We start from the raw sequence: 20,120 nt of genomic DNA, 5'->3' as shown, positions 1-20,120 counted from the left end.
AACTGAGGTGATTTCCTATTGTGGACGTTAAAACGATTCTTGACCCCGTATAAGTCGGCGGCGATCGTCGCCCCTCTGCTCATGGTACTTGAGGTAACCATGGACCTGCTCCAGCCCAAACTGATGTCCAGCATCGTGGATGATGGTGTGCTTGCAGGGAACCTGCCCCATATTGTGACTACAGGTCTGATCATGTTACTTGTTGCATTAATCGGCTGGGTTGGCGGCGCAGGCTGCACACTCTATTCAAGCAAAGCTGCCGTGGGATACGGCACGGACCTGCGTCAGGAACTGTTTGATCATATTCAGACCTTCTCCTTCCGCAATCTGGATACGTTTCAGGAAGGATCTCTGATCACTCGTCTGACCAGTGATATTACCCAGATGCAAACTTTTGTACAGATGCTGCTGCGGATGTTCATCCGTTCGCCGATGCTGATCATCGGCAGTATCATCATGGCATTTACGATTAGTGTGAAACTGGCTTTGATTCTTATTGCCACAGTGCCTGTACTGTTTATTATTTTATTTATTCTGATAAAAGCTTCCTATCCGCTGTTCGCCAGTGTGCAGAGCAAGCTTGATCAGGTCAACGCCGTGCTCCAGGAGAATCTAGCAGGCATCCGCGTCGTCAAAGCGTTTGCACGTGCACGTCTGGAGAAAAAGCGGTTCAAGCAATCCAACGAAGATTATACTTCTACCGCCGTCAAAGCCTGGCGTATTGTAACGTTGAATGCACCTGTGCTCAGCTTGATGCTGAACGCTACCATTGTAGCGGTGCTGTGGTTCGGAGGCTTCCAGGTAGTTGGAGGCGATATTGCTGCCGGAGATCTGATTGCTTTTATCAACTATGTCACGGTTGTCCTCTCATCCCTCACGTCGATCGGCATGATGATGATGAGTTTCTCCCGCGCCAAGGTATCTGCCGCCCGGATCAACGAGGTGTTACATACACAGCCGGATATTCAATCAGGAACCGATAACTCCGGGAAAGTACAGTCACTGCCGTCTATCCGTGATCAGAACACATACCAATCGTCTCCCCTTCCCTCGCACACAGGCGGTCAAGTGGAATTCAGAGACGTATCTTTCCGTTATGACGGAGAACATGCACTTACCGGCATTAATCTGATCGCTCGCCCGGGTGAGAAAGTGGCCCTGATCGGTTCAACAGGTTCAGGCAAAACATCGCTGGTGCAGCTGATTCCCCGTCTGTATGATGCTTCGCAGGGTGAAGTGCTCGTGAATGGAGTGAACGTACGCAACTGGGATCTTCAGGATCTTCGCAGCCGTGTGTCCATTGTGCTCCAGGAATCCATTCTGTTCAGCGGCAGCATCCGGGATAACATTTGCTTCGGCCGGCCCAATGCAACGGATGCTGAATTACGTGCTGCGGCACAGGCTGCGGCTGCGGATGATTTTATTATGAAACTAAAGGATGGCTATGACACGGAACTGGGCCAGCGCGGGGTCAATCTGTCTGGTGGACAGAAACAGCGGATTTCCATTGCACGCGCCCTGCTCATGCGACCTGAAGTACTGATTCTGGATGATAGCACCAGTGCTGTGGATCTGCGCACGGAAGCAAGTATTCAGAAGGCTTTGCAGTCCTTAATGAAAGACAGCACCACCTTTTTGATTGCACAGCGGATCTCCTCCGTGAAGGATGCAGACTGTATATATGTCATTGATGAAGGACAGATCGTTGCCAGGGGCACACATGATGACCTTATGGCACATTCATCACACTACCAATCGATCTATTATTCGCAGCAACGGAAGGAGGATGTTCAATTTGGCTAAACCTGCATCTTCCTCCATACAACAAACGGTCGTGCCTCCCATCGGAAGACCCGGACCAGCGGGCAGAGGACCTGTCCCCAAAGTCCGAGCGAAAAATGCTCGCCATGCCCTGTTTCGGGTGTGGTCGTATATGGGACGTCATCGTAAAGGAGTTATCGCTGCATTAGTGCTGACGGCTCTTGGTACACTGCTCAATCTGGCAGGACCTTATCTTCTCGGCCGCGCCGTTAACGAACATATCGTGCCCAAAGTAACAGCGGGTTTGCTGAAGGAATGTCTTCTTTTGCTGAGTGTTTATGTCCTTGGCTCACTCCTGATGTGGGCTCAATCCTATGTCATGATTGGTGTCTCCCAACTGACCGTTAAGGATCTGCGACATGCGTTGTTCTCCCGACTACAAGAGCTGCCTGTCAGTTTTTTTGATAAAAATCAAAGCGGGGACCTGATGAGCCGGGCCACCAATGATATCGATAACGTATCTACAACGTTGAATCAAAGCGTAACTCAATTGATGTCCAGTGCCATCCTGCTCGTTGGTTCCTTGTCGATCATGTTTGCACTCGATGTTCGGCTTACCCTGCTCAGTCTGATAACGGTACCGTTGATTACCATCGCCACTCGCCTGATCGCGTCAAGAACACGCAAACACTTCACCGCCCAGCAGAAATTGCTCGGTGAACTGAATGGGTATGCTCAGGAAACTATTGCTGGACAAAAAGTCGTAGCGGCCTATAACCGTCAGGATCAGGCACATCAACATTTTGAGAATTTGAACGAGAAACTGCGCACATCCAGCACACAGGCCCAGACCGTTTCGGGTTTGGTTGGGCCTACGATGAACGTGATGAACAATATCGGGTTTGCCATACTGGCTTCTGTAGGTGGATGGATGGCTTATCATGATCTGACATCCATCGGACTAATCGTCAGCTTTCTCGCTTACTCCCGCCAGATTGAGCGACCTCTCAACGATCTGGCCAATCAGTACAATCTGATTCAGGCTGCAATCGCAGGTGCTGAACGTGTGTTTCACATTATGGATACGCCTGGCGAATACGTGGAGGAACAGAAAAAACAACTGGATCAGATTCAAGGTAAAGTTGTATTTGAGGATGTGTCCTTCGGGTACAGTGCGGAGCGAGACATTCTGAAGAAGGTTAGCTTTACCGCAAAACCTGGCGAGATGATTGCACTCGTTGGACCCACCGGTGCAGGTAAAACGACCATTATCAACCTGTTACCCCGTTTCTACGAGATTACAGGTGGACGGATTACCATTGATGGATGTGACATCTCTGAACTGGAGAAGGATCAACTCCGTCGGCAACTCGGCATTGTACTTCAGGATGCCTACCTGTTCTCGGGTACCATTCGCGACAATCTCGCCTACGGCAAGCCCGACGCAACCGATGAACAGATCAGGCAAGCGGCTGAGCTGGCGAATGCACATTCGTTCATCCGAAAACTGCCACAGAGCTACGATACCCCCATCATTTCCGGGGGAAGTAACCTGAGTCAGGGACAACGACAACTGCTAACCATTGCCCGGGCAATTCTGGCTGATCCGGCCATTCTTATTCTGGATGAAGCAACAAGCAGCATTGATACGCGTACAGAGATGAAGATCCAAGAAGCAATGCGCACTTTAATGAAAGACCGCACCAGCTTTGTCATCGCCCACAGACTGAGCACGATTCGTGAAGCCGATCAGATTCTCGTCATTGATGATGGACAGATCGCTGAACGGGGCAGCCATGACGAGTTGATGCAGCAACAAGGATTCTACTATTATCAGTTACATCAGGGACAGCTCAATAAGTCGAACTAAAGTGTGTCTGCATAGCTACTGCACAATAGTTTAATCGAAATACTAAACGCCGCACGGGGTTCTTCAGGACCCATGCGGCGTTTTTATGTTTTTGTCTAATGACTATTTAATTGCTATCTCTGGGTAAGTTATATGATTTACGTCTCCATTGGCAGATGAAGCGTGAAGGTGGAACCCACCCCCATTTCGCTATGGACGGTAATTTTACCATTATGATCCTGAACGATTTTCTGGCAGAGTGCAAGTCCCAGTCCCGTACCTTCTTCTTTGGTTGTATAAAATGGATTAAAGATGGTGGATAGCGAATTTTCCGGAATGCCGCTTCCTGTATCTGTAATTGAAATGAGTACTGCATCTCCGTCCTGCAACAAATCCATATGAACCTCACCAGGGTCTGTCATTGCTTCAAAAGCGTTACGAATCAGATTGATCAGTACCTGTACAATTTTATCCCGATCCATGATGATCACAACTGGCTCATTAGTCATTTCAAGTGTAATTTGATGCCCTCGAGATGCCGCATCTGACTCGGTCAGAGACATCACTCGTTCAAGGCAGTGACCCAAATGTTCAGGCTTCATATGATTGGCATGTGGTTTGGAAAACTGCAAAAATTCAGCCGTCAGATCGGTTACTCTCGTCACCTCACCCATAATCACTTCATACCATGGCGCGATATTAAAGGCTTGTCCACGGGAAAGCTGCAGGAATCCTCGAATTGCGGTAAGCGGGTTCCGAATTTCGTGAGCCATACCCGCGGCCAGTTCACCTACAGCCCTTAGTCTTTCGGAACGAAATACTTCTTCTTCATTTTTCAGCCATTTGCTGCGCTGTTGTTGAAGCAGCCTATCCTCAGCTACCGTCATAAAGTGCTGCAACGAATCCGACATTTCCGGGTACAGGGAGATGCTATAGCTTACCTGGAGTCCTTGAAGCTGCACGGATAGCAGTGACGACATTCGTTCTTCCACATCCTGTATCTCCGGCAAAACGACCGCAAATCGGTCTCCTGCATACCGGGATATGCCATAGGCCTCGGTGAAATGATTGCTAATCATCTGACCTGTACCTGTGATTACCGTACACCAAGGATCTTCTGAATCTTTTTTAAAGCCGCTAAAGTTATTGACGTTCAAAAGGACAAGCAAAAAAGACCGCTGCTCTTCTACTGTCTTATGTAACACCTCCATGTAACCTTCGTAATTCAACAGTCCGGTAAGCGGATCATGCAGGGTCAGGAACCGATTTTTTTCCCGAAGCCTGCGCTTCTCGACCTCACTGTTGATTAAGGTATGATACAAAAAAATGATAACAACCGAGGTTAACAGGTCAAATAACGAAACCAGCAAAGCATATGTATCTACAGGCACATACGAAAGCCGAATCAACGTATATTGCAGCATAAGCAGCAACGAAATCGGCAAGGTCTGCGCCAACCTTGGTTTGTCCTGGATCATTGAAATAATGAGCATATAATACAGCATGTTGCACCAGTTCAGTTCACTGAAATAGTGGAATATCCCGAGAAAAATCCACTGAAATTTTCGCAGCACAGGATATCGTCTCTCCCCATAAATACTTGCTACCAATAATGTCGCCGAAAGTGACATTGTTGCCATATGAGGGGTAAGCCTGAGAACATAAGAGGACAGAATGACAAGCAGACAACCTAGCGGGAATATCACCATTTTCATCGTGTAACTAAGCAAACAGCCTCGCCCCCTTTGACATAAAACTCACATCAAACAACTTATGTACATGTATTATATCGATTATGATTAGCTGATGTTGTCGATTAATGGAGGCTGGTCAAATTCACATGAATGTATAATTTATGAAGGCAATAGGACATATGATGTAATTGTAATCAACAAAAGTGAAACAATTCCTCTTCGCATGGATCATTATTGTGGTACAATACATTAATGGATTAATTTAGGATAAATACTTGGTTATGGAGGATATCACATGACAACACAACGAAAACCACTGGGCCTCGGAACGCTCTCTCTACTCGTACTTTTGATGGGTCTCGCCTTTAATTTCCAATGGGGCAATGCAAATTTTATGATCAGTCACTATCTTTTTAACTTAATAAACATACCTATTTATAGCAACGGAACTCAAGGACTTCACATTCCTTTTGTAGTAGCAGCCCTCTTCTGGATTCCAGCCTTCTTGATCGCCAAAAAAAATCGTTCACATTATGGCACAAGTGTATCTTATAACGTCGCCGGATTCATGTTGCTCTTATGCATCATTGGACCAGTTATCCCCGTTATCGATTGGATGGTCAATGGTTAAACAATTAAAGCCAGCTCTCTATATCCCGAGGGCTGGCTTCTTTGTTGCTTTTCCATATAAGATGAACAAATTGTTTACACGATAACGTAGAGGACAGAAATAACCTGAAGAAGCGGAGCTAAAAGCTTTCTGAAAGAAAGCTACTTCGGAAGCATGCACCTCGCCTTTATCCCCGGATTTTCACTTCTTTAGAAGGGAATCAAAAAATCTGGGGATAACAGCGATCAGAAGGTTGTTCTGTCATCGGAGTGACTGGTGTAACCTCTTGAGGCTCATCTTATTTTTTCGCCATATACTTACGGATATCAAAAGCCACCGCAGCAACAATGATCAATCCTTTGATAATCAATTGCCAGTACGGACTTACACCGATAAACGTTAGACCATAGTTAATGACCCCGAAGATCAGCACACCCGCCATAACTCCAGGTACCGTTCCAATACCACCCGCTGTCGATACGCCGCCTACCACACATGCAGCAATCGCATCCAGCTCATACATGTTACCGTAATTGTTTGTTGCTCCACCTGTGCGTGCTGCCTCAAGTACACCACCCAGACCATACAGTGCACCGGCAATGGCATACAGGGCAACCAGGTTGCGTGCAACATGAATCCCGGATACATGCGCTGCCTGAATGTTGCCGCCGATCGCGTACATATTTTTGCCGAGACGTGTTTTGTTAAAGATCACCCAGCAGATTAATGCCACCGCAATAGCAATCAGGACAATATACGGGATGGAATAACCCCCGCCCAGATCAATGTATCCAGAGCCAATGACGGTAAAATCGGATCTTAATCCTCCGATCGGCTGTGACTGGTTGGGTTCCGTATCAAAATAAATGGAGTTCAGTCCATACACGGCAACCATTGTACCCAGCGTTGCGATAAAAGGGGGCACATGTAATTTGGCGACAATGAGTCCATTTACCAATCCCACAAACAGACCTGCGGTAATCCCGACAAGGATTGGCAGACCCACCCATAAGTGGGGCAGATCGGGGAAGAAGCGGTTCGCATACTCATCAATTTGCAGCATCGATGCCGATACAACAGCCGTCAGACCAACCACCCTTCCCGCGGACAGATCGACCCCACCCGTGACGAGGATAAAGGCTGCACCGAGTGCAATAATGGCCCGTGTGGAGGATTGCTGTAAGATGTCCCGCAGTGTAGAGAAGGCCAGAAAATTCGGATCGGCAATAGCTATACCAATGATGAGCAGGATCAATACGATAAAGATGGCGCGTTGTGTTACATAATTTTTCACTTGATTGATCATCTGTGTGTTCATCTGTTTCCCTCCTGACTAAGCCATCCGCTGCTGTGCGGCCAGCCTCATAATATCCTGCTCTGTTGCCTCGGCTCCGTCCACGATTCCGGTTAGACGCCCTTCGCTCATCACCATAATGCGATCCGACATACCAAGCAGTTCAGGCATCTCCGAACTAATCATAATAATGCTTTTGCCCTGACGAGCCAGTTCCGTAATAATAGTGTAAATCTCGAACTTGGCCCCTACATCGATTCCACGTGTCGGTTCATCCAGCAACAGAATCTCCGGATCGGTCAGCAACCAGCGGGCCAGCAGAACTTTCTGTTGATTACCGCCAGACAGGTTTCGAATCAGCGTGTTAACTGAAGGCGTTTTGGTTCTGAACTTCTGCGTCTGTTCCCGTGCTTCTTCCCGTCCCTTTTTCTCGTCCAGCAAGCCCACTCGATTTTGGTAGCGCCCCAGACTGGCAATGATCGTATTCTCATACACCGACAACACGGGGAATATCCCTGTAACCCTTCGTTCTTCCGTGAGCAACGCGATATTATGACGCTTCGCTGCTGCGGGGGAGTTAATCTTCACCTTGCGCCCATGAATCGAAATCGTACCTGAAGCGAGTCCGCGCAGTCCAAACAAGGACTCCATCAGTTCTGTCCGCTGTGCTCCAACCAACCCGCCAATGCCGAGTACTTCACCTTTTCGCAGCTCAAAGGATACATCACAAAACGATTTGGACTGGTTGGATGTCAGACCCTCGGCCTTCAATATCACTTCACCGGGTACGTTGGTCCGTTCCGGGAAACGTTCGTCCAGATCACGACCCACCATGCGCGTAATAATCAGATCTGTCGTTAAATCCGCAGCATCCCAAGTCCCGACAACAAAGCCATCACGCATGATTGTCACTTCATCCGAGATCGTCAGGATCTCCTCCATTTTGTGGGAAATGTAGATTATGGACACACCCCGATTGCGTAATTCATTAATAATGGCGAAGAGTTGCTCCACTTCCTTGCCTGTCAGGGAGGAGGTGGGTTCATCCATGACAATAACTTTGGAATTGAACGAGACCGCCTTGGCGATTTCCATCGATTGAATCTTGGAGACAGACAATGTTCCCGCTTGAGCCTTCGGATCAATATCCAGATTCAGGTCCTTGAACAGAGCCAGTGTATCGGTATACATCCGTTTCTCGTCCACCAGTATTCCCTTCATTGGAAATCGACCCAGCCAGATATTCTCCATCACCGGACGATGTGGGACCGGATTAAGCTCCTGATGAATCATGGATATGCCTTGCTGAAGTGCCGCTTTGGAATTTGGAATATCCACATCCTTTCCTTCGATGCGTATCGTCCCTTCATCTGGATGATACATCCCGAACAGACATTTCATTAGTGTGGATTTGCCCGCTCCATTCTCTCCCATCAAGGCGTGAACCGTACCGGGCTTCAGTTTCAATGTGACCTGACTTAGTGCCTGCACACCCGGAAATGCTTTGGAAACCCCATTCATCTCCAGCAGGTAAGGTGACTCCATCTTGGTTCCTCCCTTCCATATGACCGGCAAAAAAGGGACGTTACCCGAATGTCGGACGTCCCTGTCTCGTGCTGTTATTGGGCGTCGGCAATGTTGTCTTTGGTAATCTTTTTGTATGCAATCCAGACGTATTTACCATCAGTAATATCGTATTTGGTATTTTCCTTCGTTGGTGTCTCACCTTTGGCAAGTACGGAAGCCAGTGCCACCGTGGCTGCACCCTGATTTTTGGCATCATTGAGTACCGTGCCCAGCATCGTACCATCCTGCAGAGCCTGAATGGCTGGAGCTGTTGCATCCACACCTACAACCGGCATCGATTTGCCATCCTTGAAGTATCCGGCTGCTTTCAATGCCTCAATGGCACCCAAGGCCATGTCATCATTGTTCGCAAGAACGGCTTCAATCTTGTCGCCGTGGGATGCCAGGAACGCTTGCATTTTCTCCTGCCCCTTCACGCGGTCCCACATCGCCGTGTCTTCCGCCAGTGCTTCCACTTCGATACCGGCATCCTGGATCGCCTGAACCGAATATTTGGTCCGAAGCTCTGCATCCTGGTGACCCGGTTCCCCTTTCAGCATGACGTATTGCAGTTTGCCATCGCCGTTTTTGTCTGCTTCCGGATGTGCTTTCCAGTAATCTACAATCAGCTGTCCAGAGATCGTACCGGACTCCTCCGCTTTTGCTCCTACGTAGTACACTTTATCCCACTTGTTCATATCTTCAGCCACTGGCTCACGGTTGAGGAATACCACTGGAATATTCGCTGCCTTAGCCTTGTCAATGATGACACCTGCTGCCGTCCGGTCGACCGGATTCACGGCCATTGCATTGTATTTCTTGGACACAAACAGATCGACTTTCTCGTTCTGGGTCGGCTGTGCATTCTGGCTATCCACGATATCCAAAGTCGCGACACCTTCCGCTGCTGCTGTCATGGCATTACGTACACCCGTCATGAATGTATCATCAAATTTGTAGATGGCAACTCCAATCTTGGGCGTTTCCGTCCCAGCTGCTGTCTGGCCTCCTGTATCTGTTCCCGTACTTCCACCTGCACTGTCTCCGCCGCTGCTACACCCCGCCGCCACAACCATACATGCCGTAATCAACAGTGTCATCCAAGTTTTCTTCATATCCTAATGACCTCCCCCAAGTTCATTCGGCTTCACCGATGTCTTTATTATGAAAGGGTTTACATTAAATTCGAATACAATATCTTCACCTGTTCTATCGAAATCTTCCTCAAGTTAAAAAACAGCTTCATTTCTTCATTCAGTATTCGTTCCGGCACTCGTTCCAGCATTCGTTCATTGTACAAAAGGAAACAACAGCTTCTGGTTATCCATCCAGAACATATTGTCTGTACTAACCAGCTTGGTCTCAAGTAGAACTCTCGCTTGCACCTGTTGATTGTTCAGCCGCGCAACGGCTTGATTCAATCCCAGATAACCTGCGCTATATCCATTCTGAACGATAAGATGATCAAAGACCCCTTCTTGCAATTGCTCCAGTTGCTGTTGTTCACTGCCGAATCCAACAATTCTTACCTTGTCTGCAAAGCTGCGTCGATTCAGTTCATCAGCTGCTCCCAGGGAAGCCGGTTCCTGAAGAGTGATAAAGCCATCCACCTCCTGCTGGTCCAGCAATTGCTTCGCAGTCTGCCAACATCCGTCCCGTGTATTACATATCGATTTGGGTTCCACTTGAATATTAGGATACTGTACCAAGGCTTCCATAACTCCCTGCTCTCTCTGAATAAGACCAGAATTGAGAGGATCGGGGCCCAATAAGGCCACATGCCCTTTCCCTTCCAGAAGCTCCGCCATAGCCTGACCGGCCTGTCTTCCCGCCTCAACATTATCCATCGAGATGAAACTGGTGATGCCTTTCACGGGAAATTCATCGTTAAGCACAATGACAGGAATAATGGTTCCCTCGGAATTTGTTTTCTGTGCCTCCTGAATGATGTCACTAAGTGCCTTCTCACTTAGTGGATCAACCAATAGAGCTGATGCCCCCTGCTTCAGAGCCGATGCGGCGGCCTCCACTTGAGCCTGCTCTCGCACACTGCGAGACAACGTTTGGCTGTTCGGATTTGCCTGTTTGACCTTCATCTGACTTCGATCAGCGTCCAGAAGGGCAGGTGTGTACACATGACCCTCGGAAGGGTATGCTTCCACGGTAATCAGTTCCGCCCCACTCTCTTTGGCAGCCGCTTCGGCACCAAGCCGGATGGCTTCCGCAAGTTCGCCAGTGCCTGCTGGTGTAATCAGCGCAATACGTGATGGTACTGCCGCAGCATCGGGACTCGATAAGCCACAGGCACTGCATATAAGCAGACAGCAGCTTGCAGCTGTCAGGGTTACTAACCGACGTTTCCGGATTCCAGGGAAGCCCGCAGCAACCTTTTTCCAAAACGTACGGATATTTAATCCTTCACCTTTATGGGCATCGTTCCTATTCACCTGTTTGTCTGTCATCAGGCTCGCCCTCCTTCTGCTGCGATTGAATGGGAATCCGAATCCAGACCGTGGTGCCTTCTTCCAACTCACTTGCAAATTCAAGTCCGTAACCCTCCCCATAATAGAGCCGAATTCGGTCATGGACGTTTCGTACCGCTACGCCGGAGCCTGCACCGCTTTTGACCACAGGACGACCACTCAATAATCCCGACATCTGTTCTTCCGTCATGCCGACCCCATTATCTGTAATGCGAAACACCAGCTTGTTGTCCGCACAATAAACATCGACCTCAATACTTCCTTCGTCCATGTGGTACTCGATGCCGTGAACAATGGAGTTCTCAATCAGGGGTTGAAGCACCAGCTTCAATGTCAGGCAATCCAGAAGCGTCTCATCGGCTTTAATCGTAAAGTTAAATTTACGCTTGAACCTCATCTGTTGAATCGTCAAATAATGCTGCGCATGCTCCAGCTCTTCCCTGATCGTGATAATCGTTTTGCCTTGACTAAGACTGATGCGAAACAGGCGCGAAAGAGATGTAATCATCGTAATCACTTCTTCATTGCGACTCATGCCTACCATGCGCACCACGGAATTCAGCGTATTGTATAGAAAATGTGGATTAATCTGGGCCTGCAAAGCTTCCAGCTCCAGACGCCGCTTCTGTTCCTGTTCATGAATGATCTCATCCATCAAGGTGCGAATTTTATTGACCATCAGGTTGAAGCGACGGGATAGTCGTTCCACCTCCAGCGGCCCTTCAATAGGCAACTCCACGTTGAAATCCCCGCGCTCCACCGCCTTCATCTTACGTTCCATTCGCCGGATCGGACGAGTCAGACTGGAGGATAGGAACAGGGATACGAGAATGACCAGCACCAGTACAACGATCAATACACGTATGAGATATCCGTTCACTTCCTGACGAGTCGTCATAATCTCATCCAGATAAGCAACACCGACGATTTTCCACCCGATATTGGCAACGGACTTTACGGTATTCAGCCTTTTCTGTCCATCTGCCTCATCTTCATAACTGCCGGAAGCCACCAAAGCCTGTTCGATATTCTCGCTTTTGAGCCCCATATACATCAATTGCTGCTGAGGATGGTACACAATATTGCCCGCGCTCTCATCAATGATATAGACATATCCCCGTTGCCCCAGACTGACCCGACGGCTCAGTTCATCCATCTGCTTGAAATTGATATCGACCAGCAGGATAACCTGCCGATCCTGACCATTTTGCCGTATCGTTATGCCTTTGCTCATGGAAACGACCCATTTATATGGGCCTGTGTACATATTCTGAATATGAGGTAACGAGAAACTCAGGTGATCCGGCACACGAAGCGCAGACTGAAACCACCCTTGCTGTGTCACATGGGCACTCGGTTTTAATTCGGCTGTAGGTCGGTTCTTGAGCAATTTTCCCGTGGAATCGAGCAGAGTAATCGAGATGATATCTTCACGACTGCTGAGCAGTGTGTCGAGCTGTTTGTCCACCAGTTCCCCTTCCCATGTCCCGTCACGCAGCATATGTTCCTCAATGGCACGGTACAGATGAGACATACTGCGAACGTAATCCTCCAGGTTATAACTGACCTGATCCACAATCTGTCTCGTCGTCAGTTCCGCACTTCGCTCGGCAGCCTGTGTGAACTTGTCATGCAGAAGCATTGCCATGATGGTCAGCACCAGAACGATGAAGACGGAGAAGGACCACGTAATAATAAACCGGATACTGCTGACCCTGGACGAACGCATCCTGGAGCGTAATTGAACTCCCATGGATTTCACCCACCTCGACAAGAACTTCATCGGAGTGAACCTTCACTTGCTGCCTGGGAAGCCTGTTTACGATATTCTTTGGGCGAGACGCCGATATGTTTTTTGAAACAAAAACTGAAGTAATTGGGTTCAGCAAAACCAACCTGCTCCGCAATCTCAAACGACTTCAGCTCTGTCGAGCGAAGCAGTTCACGCGCTGCCTCCATTCGGATCTGCATCAGGTACTGCAGGAAGGTAAGTTGCACTTCTTTTTTGAAAATGCCACAAAAATAACCGGAGCTGATATGCAAATGCCCGCACACCTTCTGAATGGACAGGTCAGGGTCGGCATAATGCTCTTTCGTGAAGACCAACGCCTGCTCGACAATATCCTTATATACATGCTGCCGTCCGCTGGCAATGCGATGTTGTACGAGTAGACAGACCTCCTGTACCTTCTTCTGTGCCTCAGTAAGACCCGGCAGTCGGAACAAATCCGCATACAACTGGAAACCTGCACCAAAGATGTCTTCCATCTCCTCCCCTGATGCCTGTGCTGCCTTCCATACTGTTGTTAATACTTCAATTAAATAGAGCTGAATATCACTTCGCCCGTGTTCCACTGTAATTTCCCCGAAAATGATCGCCAGTGCTTCCTCCAGCTCTGCTTGTGTACCTGCCTTCAGGCATCGTGTCAGCGTCTGCTGCTTCAATTCGTCGAACCGCAACTTGCCCGCCGTCTGTCGCTCTACGTCCGCAATGTATATGATTGAATCCGTCCCGGGCACAAGCCGATAATCCAACGCCAGCAGGGCATCTTCATAGGCATGATTCACATCCGCGAGTGTATCCACAATCTGTCCAGAGCCCACCGTAGCCGGAATACGTAAATAGTGGTTGATGCTGCGCATCACATTTTCCAATGCCTTCTGTTGCCGCTTCGCTCCATCTGTACCGCCCGTACGATCCACATAGAGCAGGACAATCGTCTCCTGATGCATAAAGGCATGACCAGCCCCATGCTCCGCCCAAACTTCTGCCGCAATGTTAAGTGCAGCAAAGCGTTTCAGTTCAGCATCCTCAGATTGACGCAAGGAACCTCCGGGAATGAATATCTCAGACTGATCCGCTACCTCGGATGTTGTTTTGTTATGTCGTTGTGGGGGCTCGCTGAATACTCCCTCAGGTTTCTCTTTCTGTACATCTCCATCCATATGCAGTGTCAATACGGACACCCCATAACGTTCTCCTGTCAGATCCAATCCGCATTGTTTGGCTTTACTATGAATATATGTAGAGGATTTTTGCCGATGGAGCAAGGTCGCCATCAGATCTGCCTGCAGTAACGGCAGGCTGGTGTGATAGTGCTCACGCAGCTGTTGTACATCTTCACGCTCAGCCACTTCAGCCGCCATCTGGGCGCGCAGTCTTGTGAGCAGTTCTGTGAGATGTCCTGCCGAGAACGGCTTCAGTAGATATTCGTCCACACTTAACGAGATGGCTTGCCTCGCATAATCAAATTCATCATATCCAGTCAAAATGACCACCTTCACGAGAGGATTACGCTTCCTTAATCTTTGTGCGAGTTCCAAACCATTCATGAATGGCATGCTGATATCGGTCACCACAATGTCCGGCTCTACCCGCTCCGCCATCTCCAATGCTTCCCGCCCATTCTCAGCCAAACCGACAATCCGCAGATCGAGCGCTTCCCAATCGACCTCTACAACAAGTCCTTCACGCACATCTTCTTCATCATCCACCAGCAGTACCCGGTACACGTTCGGATTCCTCCTTTTTATGACTGGCTTTATGCCCTAGCAACTAATATATGTGTGACAGTGTGAATCATTGGATATCTTATTGCTCATCAAATATGCCAAATGCTACGGGCTCATGTTGATCAGTTCCAAGTTTGCCATCATAATATACAATATTATCAGGAATATGTAATCGCTTTCTTTATTAGAGGTAAGGCAACCCTGTCGGGCAGTGCCTAAGTGAAATGTGAAGGATCGTATATGAATGCTAAAGGTAGGTTAAAGTAATACAAACACGGAAAATTTCGAAGTACTAGTAATAAGAGGTGTTTTGATTCTGACTATAATTCAGACTTTATTCTGGTTCTTTACGATGATTCGTACTTAATGCTTTAAAATATATCATTGTTGTATCTGGGTTGGTGTGTCCCATTATCTCGGCCAAACGGTGCAGAGGCGTGTGCTCGGCCATGGCGTAGCCAAAACGATGACGCAGGTCGTGTGAACTCAGTCCTTCCAGCCCTGCTGTTATCATTACTTTTTTAATCAGGTGGCGCAGTGCTCTCTCCGTTAAACGATCATTTGTCTTCTCGGAAGGAAAAAGGTAAGCAGGATCGTTATCAAGATCAGATAAGTACTCATTCAACATGACAACACACTGTATATTCAAAGGGATCTTACGTTGCACGTTGCGTTTATCGGCTCTCACTGTCAGGTGACCGCTTCGTCTACCAAGTTCGATATCATGAGGCTTGAGGTTGCATACCTCCATCGTTCGCAAGCCTGTGTGAAACATAAGGGTCAGGATGGTCTGATCACGAAGGGAATTACCATACTCCACTGCCGCGAGGAATGCCTGCTCTTCTTCAAATGTCATTCGACGTGGACTTACTTTGTCTTCCGGAATGAATTTTAATGGTTTGGAAGGATCATGACTGAGCCTGGATTCCAAGACAGCCCATTTGAAAAAACGCTTCAGCGTAATCAACCTCCGGTTAATGGTGGCTGGTTTCAATAACATAACTTTGTGAGCATCTTCACGATAACTGACTAAAGTGGATGTATCCACATCTTCAATTCGCAGTGAGAACTCTTCGCTGAGCATGGTGCTTTCCTTGTACCATTCGATAAAGTGTTTCAGATCACTTGCATATTCCTTCACGGTTTTGGGATGTAATTCTCCCTCATTAGCAAGCATATGTATGAATTCCTCTACTGTCGGTTCCCGCTGCACCGAAACCCCTGATGACTGATTCATTAGAAAATACCTCCAAATCTTGACTTATATTAGCGGACATGGTATTATCATATTAATCGATACATTAGCGGACATCAAGTTCGTGGTTTAAATGCACCAGGTGAGTGTCAATTTTAAATTATACTCGTCATAATGATCGGCTAAAAACTTATTTTTTGGAGGAATCACATGCAAACAGGTACAGTGAAATGGTTCAACGCGGATAAAGGATTCGGCTTTATCGAAACTGAAGAAGGAACAGACGTATTCGTTCATTTCAGTGCAATTCAAGGTGAAGGTTACAAATCTTTGGACGAAGGTCAACGCGTTCAATTTGAAGTAACTCAAGGTAACCGTGGACCACAAGCTGAGAACGTTACTAAACTTTAATTATATGAAAGCTGCCTTATTAATAAGGCAGCTTTTTATTTACACATATGTGTCACAGCAAAGTTTCTACATCCCAAGAATGAAAGCGAGGTATTCCCCATGGATAAAGAACAATTGATCACAGAAGTAGCCAAGGCTGGCGGTTTCTCCAAGAAGAATGCTGAAAAAGCTGTAACCGTTGTATTGGATTCGATTCTCGAAGCTCTCAAAGAAGGCAAAGAAGTTCAACTAGTTGGATTCGGGAAATTTGAAGTACAGAAACGTGAGGCAAGAACGGGAAAAAGCCGGAAAACAGGCAAAGAAATTCAACTACCTGCAGGTAAAGTTCCTGTATTCACAGCAGGTTTAAGCATGAAAGAAGCTTTAAATTAAACCACGTAACAAACGTAACAACCCATTGAAAAGAGGTTTTTATTCAAACACACAATGATAATATGGATTTAAATGTCGTGTTTACTACCGTTGATGATATCATTAACTTTTATTCAGGCAAACAGACAAACACGGATCATGCAGAAGCTCATACTCATTCAAAGCCCCCACTAGCAAAGTCTGATTGTACCCTACGACCACCCACCCGCTAAATTAACATTTCATCTTGGACAACAAGAGGCCCTGATCCGCTCAAAACGGTCCAGGGCCTGATTTGCTTGGAAGCCAGCTCTGTCAGGAACCAGCTTTTTTTATCTTTTATGCATAACCATCCTATTTACTGTTCAAAAGTTCGCGCAAGATATGGAGATCATATGTAGAGACCAGACGATCCAAATGCGCATCCAGCCATTCCTCATCCTGATCCCACCACTTCAATTCCAGCAGCAGTGCAATCGTCGCTTCGTCAAAACGCTTTTTAACAGTCTTGGCTGGATTACCACCAACAATCGTATAGGGTTCAATGTCCTTAACAACTGTTGAATTGGAGGCAACGATTGCCCCGTCTCCAATCGTGATACCAGGCATGATCGTTACATTTTGTCCAAGCCATACATCGTTCCCCAGTACCGTGTCACCCTTATATGGAAGTTGTTCCAGTGTAGGTGTCACACGCTCCCATCCTCCACCAAAAATGTTGAACGGATACGTCGTCATGCCCTCCATCCGATGATTCGCGCCATTCATAATGAATGTCACACCTTCCGCAATTGCACAGAACTTGCCAATAACCAGGCGATCACCAATAAAGTCATAATGATGTTGTATCCGATCATAGAATTGCTCTGGCGGATTGGTGTTATCGCTATAATACGTATAATCACCAATGTCCACGTTGGAACGTGGTGGCAGGTTTTGAATGTAACATACGGTGCGGATATTCTCATTTGGGAAAAGTTTTGTTTTATCAGGAGCCATATTGCAGTCCCTCCTTTTCCCTATTGTAACAGATAGTAAATCTTAAATGGACTAAGTGAGGTCTGACATGGACGAGGCCGGATTTTGCTGGATGTTCGCTCCGTCTAACCTGAAAAGCAGAACAAAAAGGGATTCGATCTGACCACCAAGTCCCTTTTTTTATTCTGCATACAACAACGTTGATCTGCAGGTGATATTTCTTATTTGGATGTAAGGCTTACTTGTGCAGCGGTTTGATCCCAGTTCACGGTAAGTCCCAGTCCTTCAGAGATGAAGCGTACAGGCACGAGTGTGCGACTGTTTTGAATGATCGCTGGTGCATCAATTTCGAGTGTCTCTCCATTTACGGTTGCGGTGCTGCTTCCGATCTTGAGCACAAGGGTCTGGTCATTCAGAACTGCTGTTACCGTCTTCGCCGTTTTGTCCCAAGTCACTTCTGCACCCATTGCTTCGAGGATTGCGTTCACAGGCACCATCACTCGGCCACTTTGCTGCAGTGGGTCCTGATCCGGGAATGTGATCGATTTACCATCGAGTGTTACGGTAATGGTTTTGTCGGTTGTTCCAGATGAAGTATTCGAGCCTGTCTCTTCCGAAGTCTCAGGCAGCGGCGTTACTTCACGCCCAAGTTGCCTTTGCAGATTTGCAAGGCGGTTCAGTGCAAATGTGGTTAGTGACCCGGCTGCCATGGACCCCATGCCTCCTCCCCCACCGCCAAAGTTACCGCCAGGACGTGTCTGCGTATTATCTGTAGCCGTTGTTGCATCTGTTGTACCGTTTCCAGTTGCAGCACCCGGCTGAGTTGGAGGTGTTGTTCCATCTGGAGGTGTCATTCCTTCGAAACCTTCAGGCGGCGTCATACCTTCCAAGCCTTCAGGTGGGGTCAAGCCTTCAAATCCTGCTGGTGGTGTACCGCCCATACCACCTGCCGCATCTGCATTTGCAGAATAAGCGATGTTGGATTCAAACTGTTCTGTCGTATAAAATTTCGTTGGATCTGCTTCTACATAAGGACGAATAATATCGGCAAGGTCAGTAATACGATTCTGAATGCCTTCCATATAGTCCGTCAGTTCATTGACGTAGCCCAAATATTTTTCCTTATACTCCGGTACAGCAAGCAGGTTGTTAATCATCGGTACATTTTCCATGCTAATGCCCAGTACGGGCTCATCCACAGATACGTTCGTTGCATTCGTGTTGGTCGTGGTCGATCCGGTTGCTGTGCCACGTCCACCTCCACCCGAGTACCCGTTGAAGGACATGTTAAAGTCCCAAGGAACAACGGTGAACTTGCCATCGGCATCACTATAGAGCATGTAGTTGTGTCCTTTGTCGCCGTTATAACTGTCATAGTTGCCAAAAACCATGTTGCCTGCAATATATTGAAGTGCCGAATCCACGTCCAGCACACTCTCGATATCACCTTTTTCACCTTCTGGCATCTCGTTCAGCGTTTGGATGAAGGTTTTGAGTTTGGATTTGTCTTTATCTGTACCTAAATCTTTGGTGATTGTACTGTAGTCACTGCCCTCTTCATATTGAAGATAACTCTTCTCATCCGTATCATAGAGGACACCTTCCTCGTAATCCTCACCGTAGTTGCGTTCCAAGTAACTGTCATCTACGGCTTCAACCCCGGTGTAGAAACCGACCCGTTCGCCATTAACATACAGATTGACGTAGTTTGTCATCGGTACATCCATGCCAATGCTGCGCAGCGCCTCATAGTGAAGAACTTCACGCATGTACGATGGATCAGCATAGTTGTTATTCAGCACCATTTTGTCCAGTCCGAGCAGGGTTTGTGTTTTGTCATATTTATCAAACTTCAGTCTGAAGCTGTATCGATCCGAATCCTCCATCGAGGCCACGGCTTTCAGGGTCAGGTTCCCCTTAGTGGAGAAACCGACGTTGTCCAGCTTGTTGCCGTCCACTTCCACACTCACATTCTTGTAATCCTTATCCAGCGGACTTTCGAGCATACTCTTCCAGTCTGCATCATCAATCGTTACATTCACATCAATCACGTTGTCCGTCTGGAACAACGGTTCATACGCTTGCGTTACGTTTGCACTCGCGGTTGTCGCTGTGCTCTCTGCGGCAAATGCCGCATTTGGACCTGCCATCAGGCCAAAAGATGACGTTACCATCGTCACGGACAATGCCGTTACTGCAAATTTTCGTAATAGTATATTCAAATGATGAATCCTCCTTCTTGGTTTCTGTTAAGCAACTGAGGCTTATGTAACCATGGTAGGGGACGAACCTTTAGTGAATCTTAAATAACGACCACAACAAAAAGTAGCCCATCAGGCTACATAAGTTGAACTATAAATGTTACACCTTATCACTCCGATTGCAGTACCATTTTCCGATCGCTCTTATCCCCAG

15 protein-coding genes are annotated in these 20,120 nt (G+C 47.5%); 5 read left to right on the top strand and 10 right to left on the bottom strand.

The features are described 5' to 3' along the window. Nucleotides 1–18: 18 nt before the first annotated feature. Together ACETMN_RS05715 and ACETMN_RS05710 are read left to right on the top strand one after the other, a co-directional pair. The gene (locus tag ACETMN_RS05715) at nt 19–1,803 is read left to right on the top strand and encodes an ABC transporter ATP-binding protein (protein WP_222215965.1); all 1,785 of its coding nucleotides are present in this window, start codon (nt 19–21) and stop codon (nt 1,801–1,803) included. Continuing rightward, nucleotides 1,796–3,631: an ABC transporter ATP-binding protein gene (locus ACETMN_RS05710; protein WP_411735878.1), complete on the top strand. Its 1,836-nt coding sequence runs from the start codon at nt 1,796–1,798 to the stop codon at nt 3,629–3,631. The genes ACETMN_RS05715 and ACETMN_RS05710 overlap by 8 nt, the downstream gene beginning before the upstream one ends. Nucleotides 3,632–3,768: 137 nt before the next feature. Here the strand turns inward: ACETMN_RS05710 and ACETMN_RS05705 are convergent, their stop codons facing one another. Continuing rightward, complete coding sequence (locus tag ACETMN_RS05705) at nt 3,769–5,325, bottom strand: ATP-binding protein (RefSeq protein WP_223199856.1); 1,557 nt, start codon at nt 5,323–5,325, stop codon at nt 3,769–3,771. A 274-nt stretch (nt 5,326–5,599) separates the two neighbouring features. Between ACETMN_RS05705 and ACETMN_RS05700 the strand changes: the two genes are divergently transcribed. Next, nucleotides 5,600–5,935 (top strand): hypothetical protein, encoded by a 336-nt coding sequence (locus tag ACETMN_RS05700; protein WP_091015712.1) that lies wholly within the window; start codon nt 5,600–5,602, stop codon nt 5,933–5,935. Nucleotides 5,936–6,212: 277 nt separating this feature from the next. Here ACETMN_RS05700 and mglC read toward each other — a convergent pair whose 3' ends face one another. From mglC to ACETMN_RS05665, 7 genes are all read right to left on the bottom strand, one after another. Then, nucleotides 6,213–7,232, bottom strand: coding sequence for a galactose/methyl galactoside ABC transporter permease MglC (mglC, locus tag ACETMN_RS05695; RefSeq protein WP_091015714.1), 1,020 nt, complete (start codon nt 7,230–7,232; stop codon nt 6,213–6,215). Nucleotides 7,233–7,247: 15 nt separating this feature from the next. Then, entirely contained in the window at nt 7,248–8,753 is a 1,506-nt protein-coding gene (locus tag ACETMN_RS05690) for a sugar ABC transporter ATP-binding protein (RefSeq protein WP_091015716.1), read from the bottom strand. A 74-nt stretch (nt 8,754–8,827) separates the two neighbouring features. Then, entirely contained in the window at nt 8,828–9,889 is a 1,062-nt protein-coding gene (locus tag ACETMN_RS05685) for a galactose ABC transporter substrate-binding protein (protein ID WP_036606548.1), read from the bottom strand. Nucleotides 9,890–10,063: 174 nt separating this feature from the next. Further along, complete coding sequence (locus ACETMN_RS05680) at nt 10,064–11,236, bottom strand: substrate-binding domain-containing protein (RefSeq protein ID WP_179198485.1); 1,173 nt, start codon at nt 11,234–11,236, stop codon at nt 10,064–10,066. Continuing rightward, nucleotides 11,214–13,010, bottom strand: a complete 1,797-nt coding sequence (locus ACETMN_RS05675; protein WP_179198486.1) for a sensor histidine kinase — start codon at nt 13,008–13,010, stop codon at nt 11,214–11,216. The genes ACETMN_RS05680 and ACETMN_RS05675 overlap by 23 nt, the downstream gene beginning before the upstream one ends. Before the next feature lie 26 nt (nt 13,011–13,036). Continuing rightward, nucleotides 13,037–14,770: a response regulator gene (locus tag ACETMN_RS05670; RefSeq protein ID WP_091015722.1), complete on the bottom strand. Its 1,734-nt coding sequence runs from the start codon at nt 14,768–14,770 to the stop codon at nt 13,037–13,039. Between the two features lie 334 nt (nt 14,771–15,104). Then, entirely contained in the window at nt 15,105–16,007 is a 903-nt protein-coding gene (locus ACETMN_RS05665) for a tyrosine-type recombinase/integrase (protein WP_091015724.1), read from the bottom strand. 168 nt (nt 16,008–16,175) lie between these two features. Here ACETMN_RS05665 and ACETMN_RS05660 point away from each other — a divergent pair, with 168 nt between their 5' ends. Both ACETMN_RS05660 and ACETMN_RS05655 read left to right on the top strand, forming a co-directional pair. Next, a complete protein-coding gene (locus ACETMN_RS05660; protein WP_017690333.1) occupies nt 16,176–16,376 on the top strand; it encodes a cold-shock protein in 201 nt (66 codons plus the stop codon). Between the two features lie 99 nt (nt 16,377–16,475). Further along, nucleotides 16,476–16,748: an HU family DNA-binding protein gene (locus ACETMN_RS05655; protein WP_091015726.1), complete on the top strand. Its 273-nt coding sequence runs from the start codon at nt 16,476–16,478 to the stop codon at nt 16,746–16,748. A 333-nt stretch (nt 16,749–17,081) separates the two neighbouring features. Here ACETMN_RS05655 and ACETMN_RS05650 read toward each other — a convergent pair whose 3' ends face one another. Both ACETMN_RS05650 and ACETMN_RS05645 read right to left on the bottom strand, forming a co-directional pair. Next, nucleotides 17,082–17,726, bottom strand: coding sequence for a Vat family streptogramin A O-acetyltransferase (locus ACETMN_RS05650; RefSeq protein ID WP_091015728.1), 645 nt, complete (start codon nt 17,724–17,726; stop codon nt 17,082–17,084). A 200-nt stretch (nt 17,727–17,926) separates the two neighbouring features. After that, nucleotides 17,927–19,927 carry a CotH kinase family protein gene (locus ACETMN_RS05645; RefSeq protein WP_091015730.1) on the bottom strand — a complete coding sequence of 667 codons (2,001 nt, stop codon included), beginning with the start codon at nt 19,925–19,927 and terminating at the stop codon, nt 17,927–17,929. Between the last annotated feature and the right edge of the window lie 193 nt (nt 19,928–20,120).

The organism is Paenibacillus sp. M2 (genome assembly GCF_046713495.1).
In the GTDB taxonomy this organism is placed as follows: Bacteria; Bacillota; Bacilli; order Paenibacillales; family Paenibacillaceae; genus Paenibacillus; species Paenibacillus amylolyticus_B.
The sequence above is the reverse complement of the archived record's forward strand: the minus strand, read 5'-3'. Positions and strand labels throughout refer to the sequence as shown.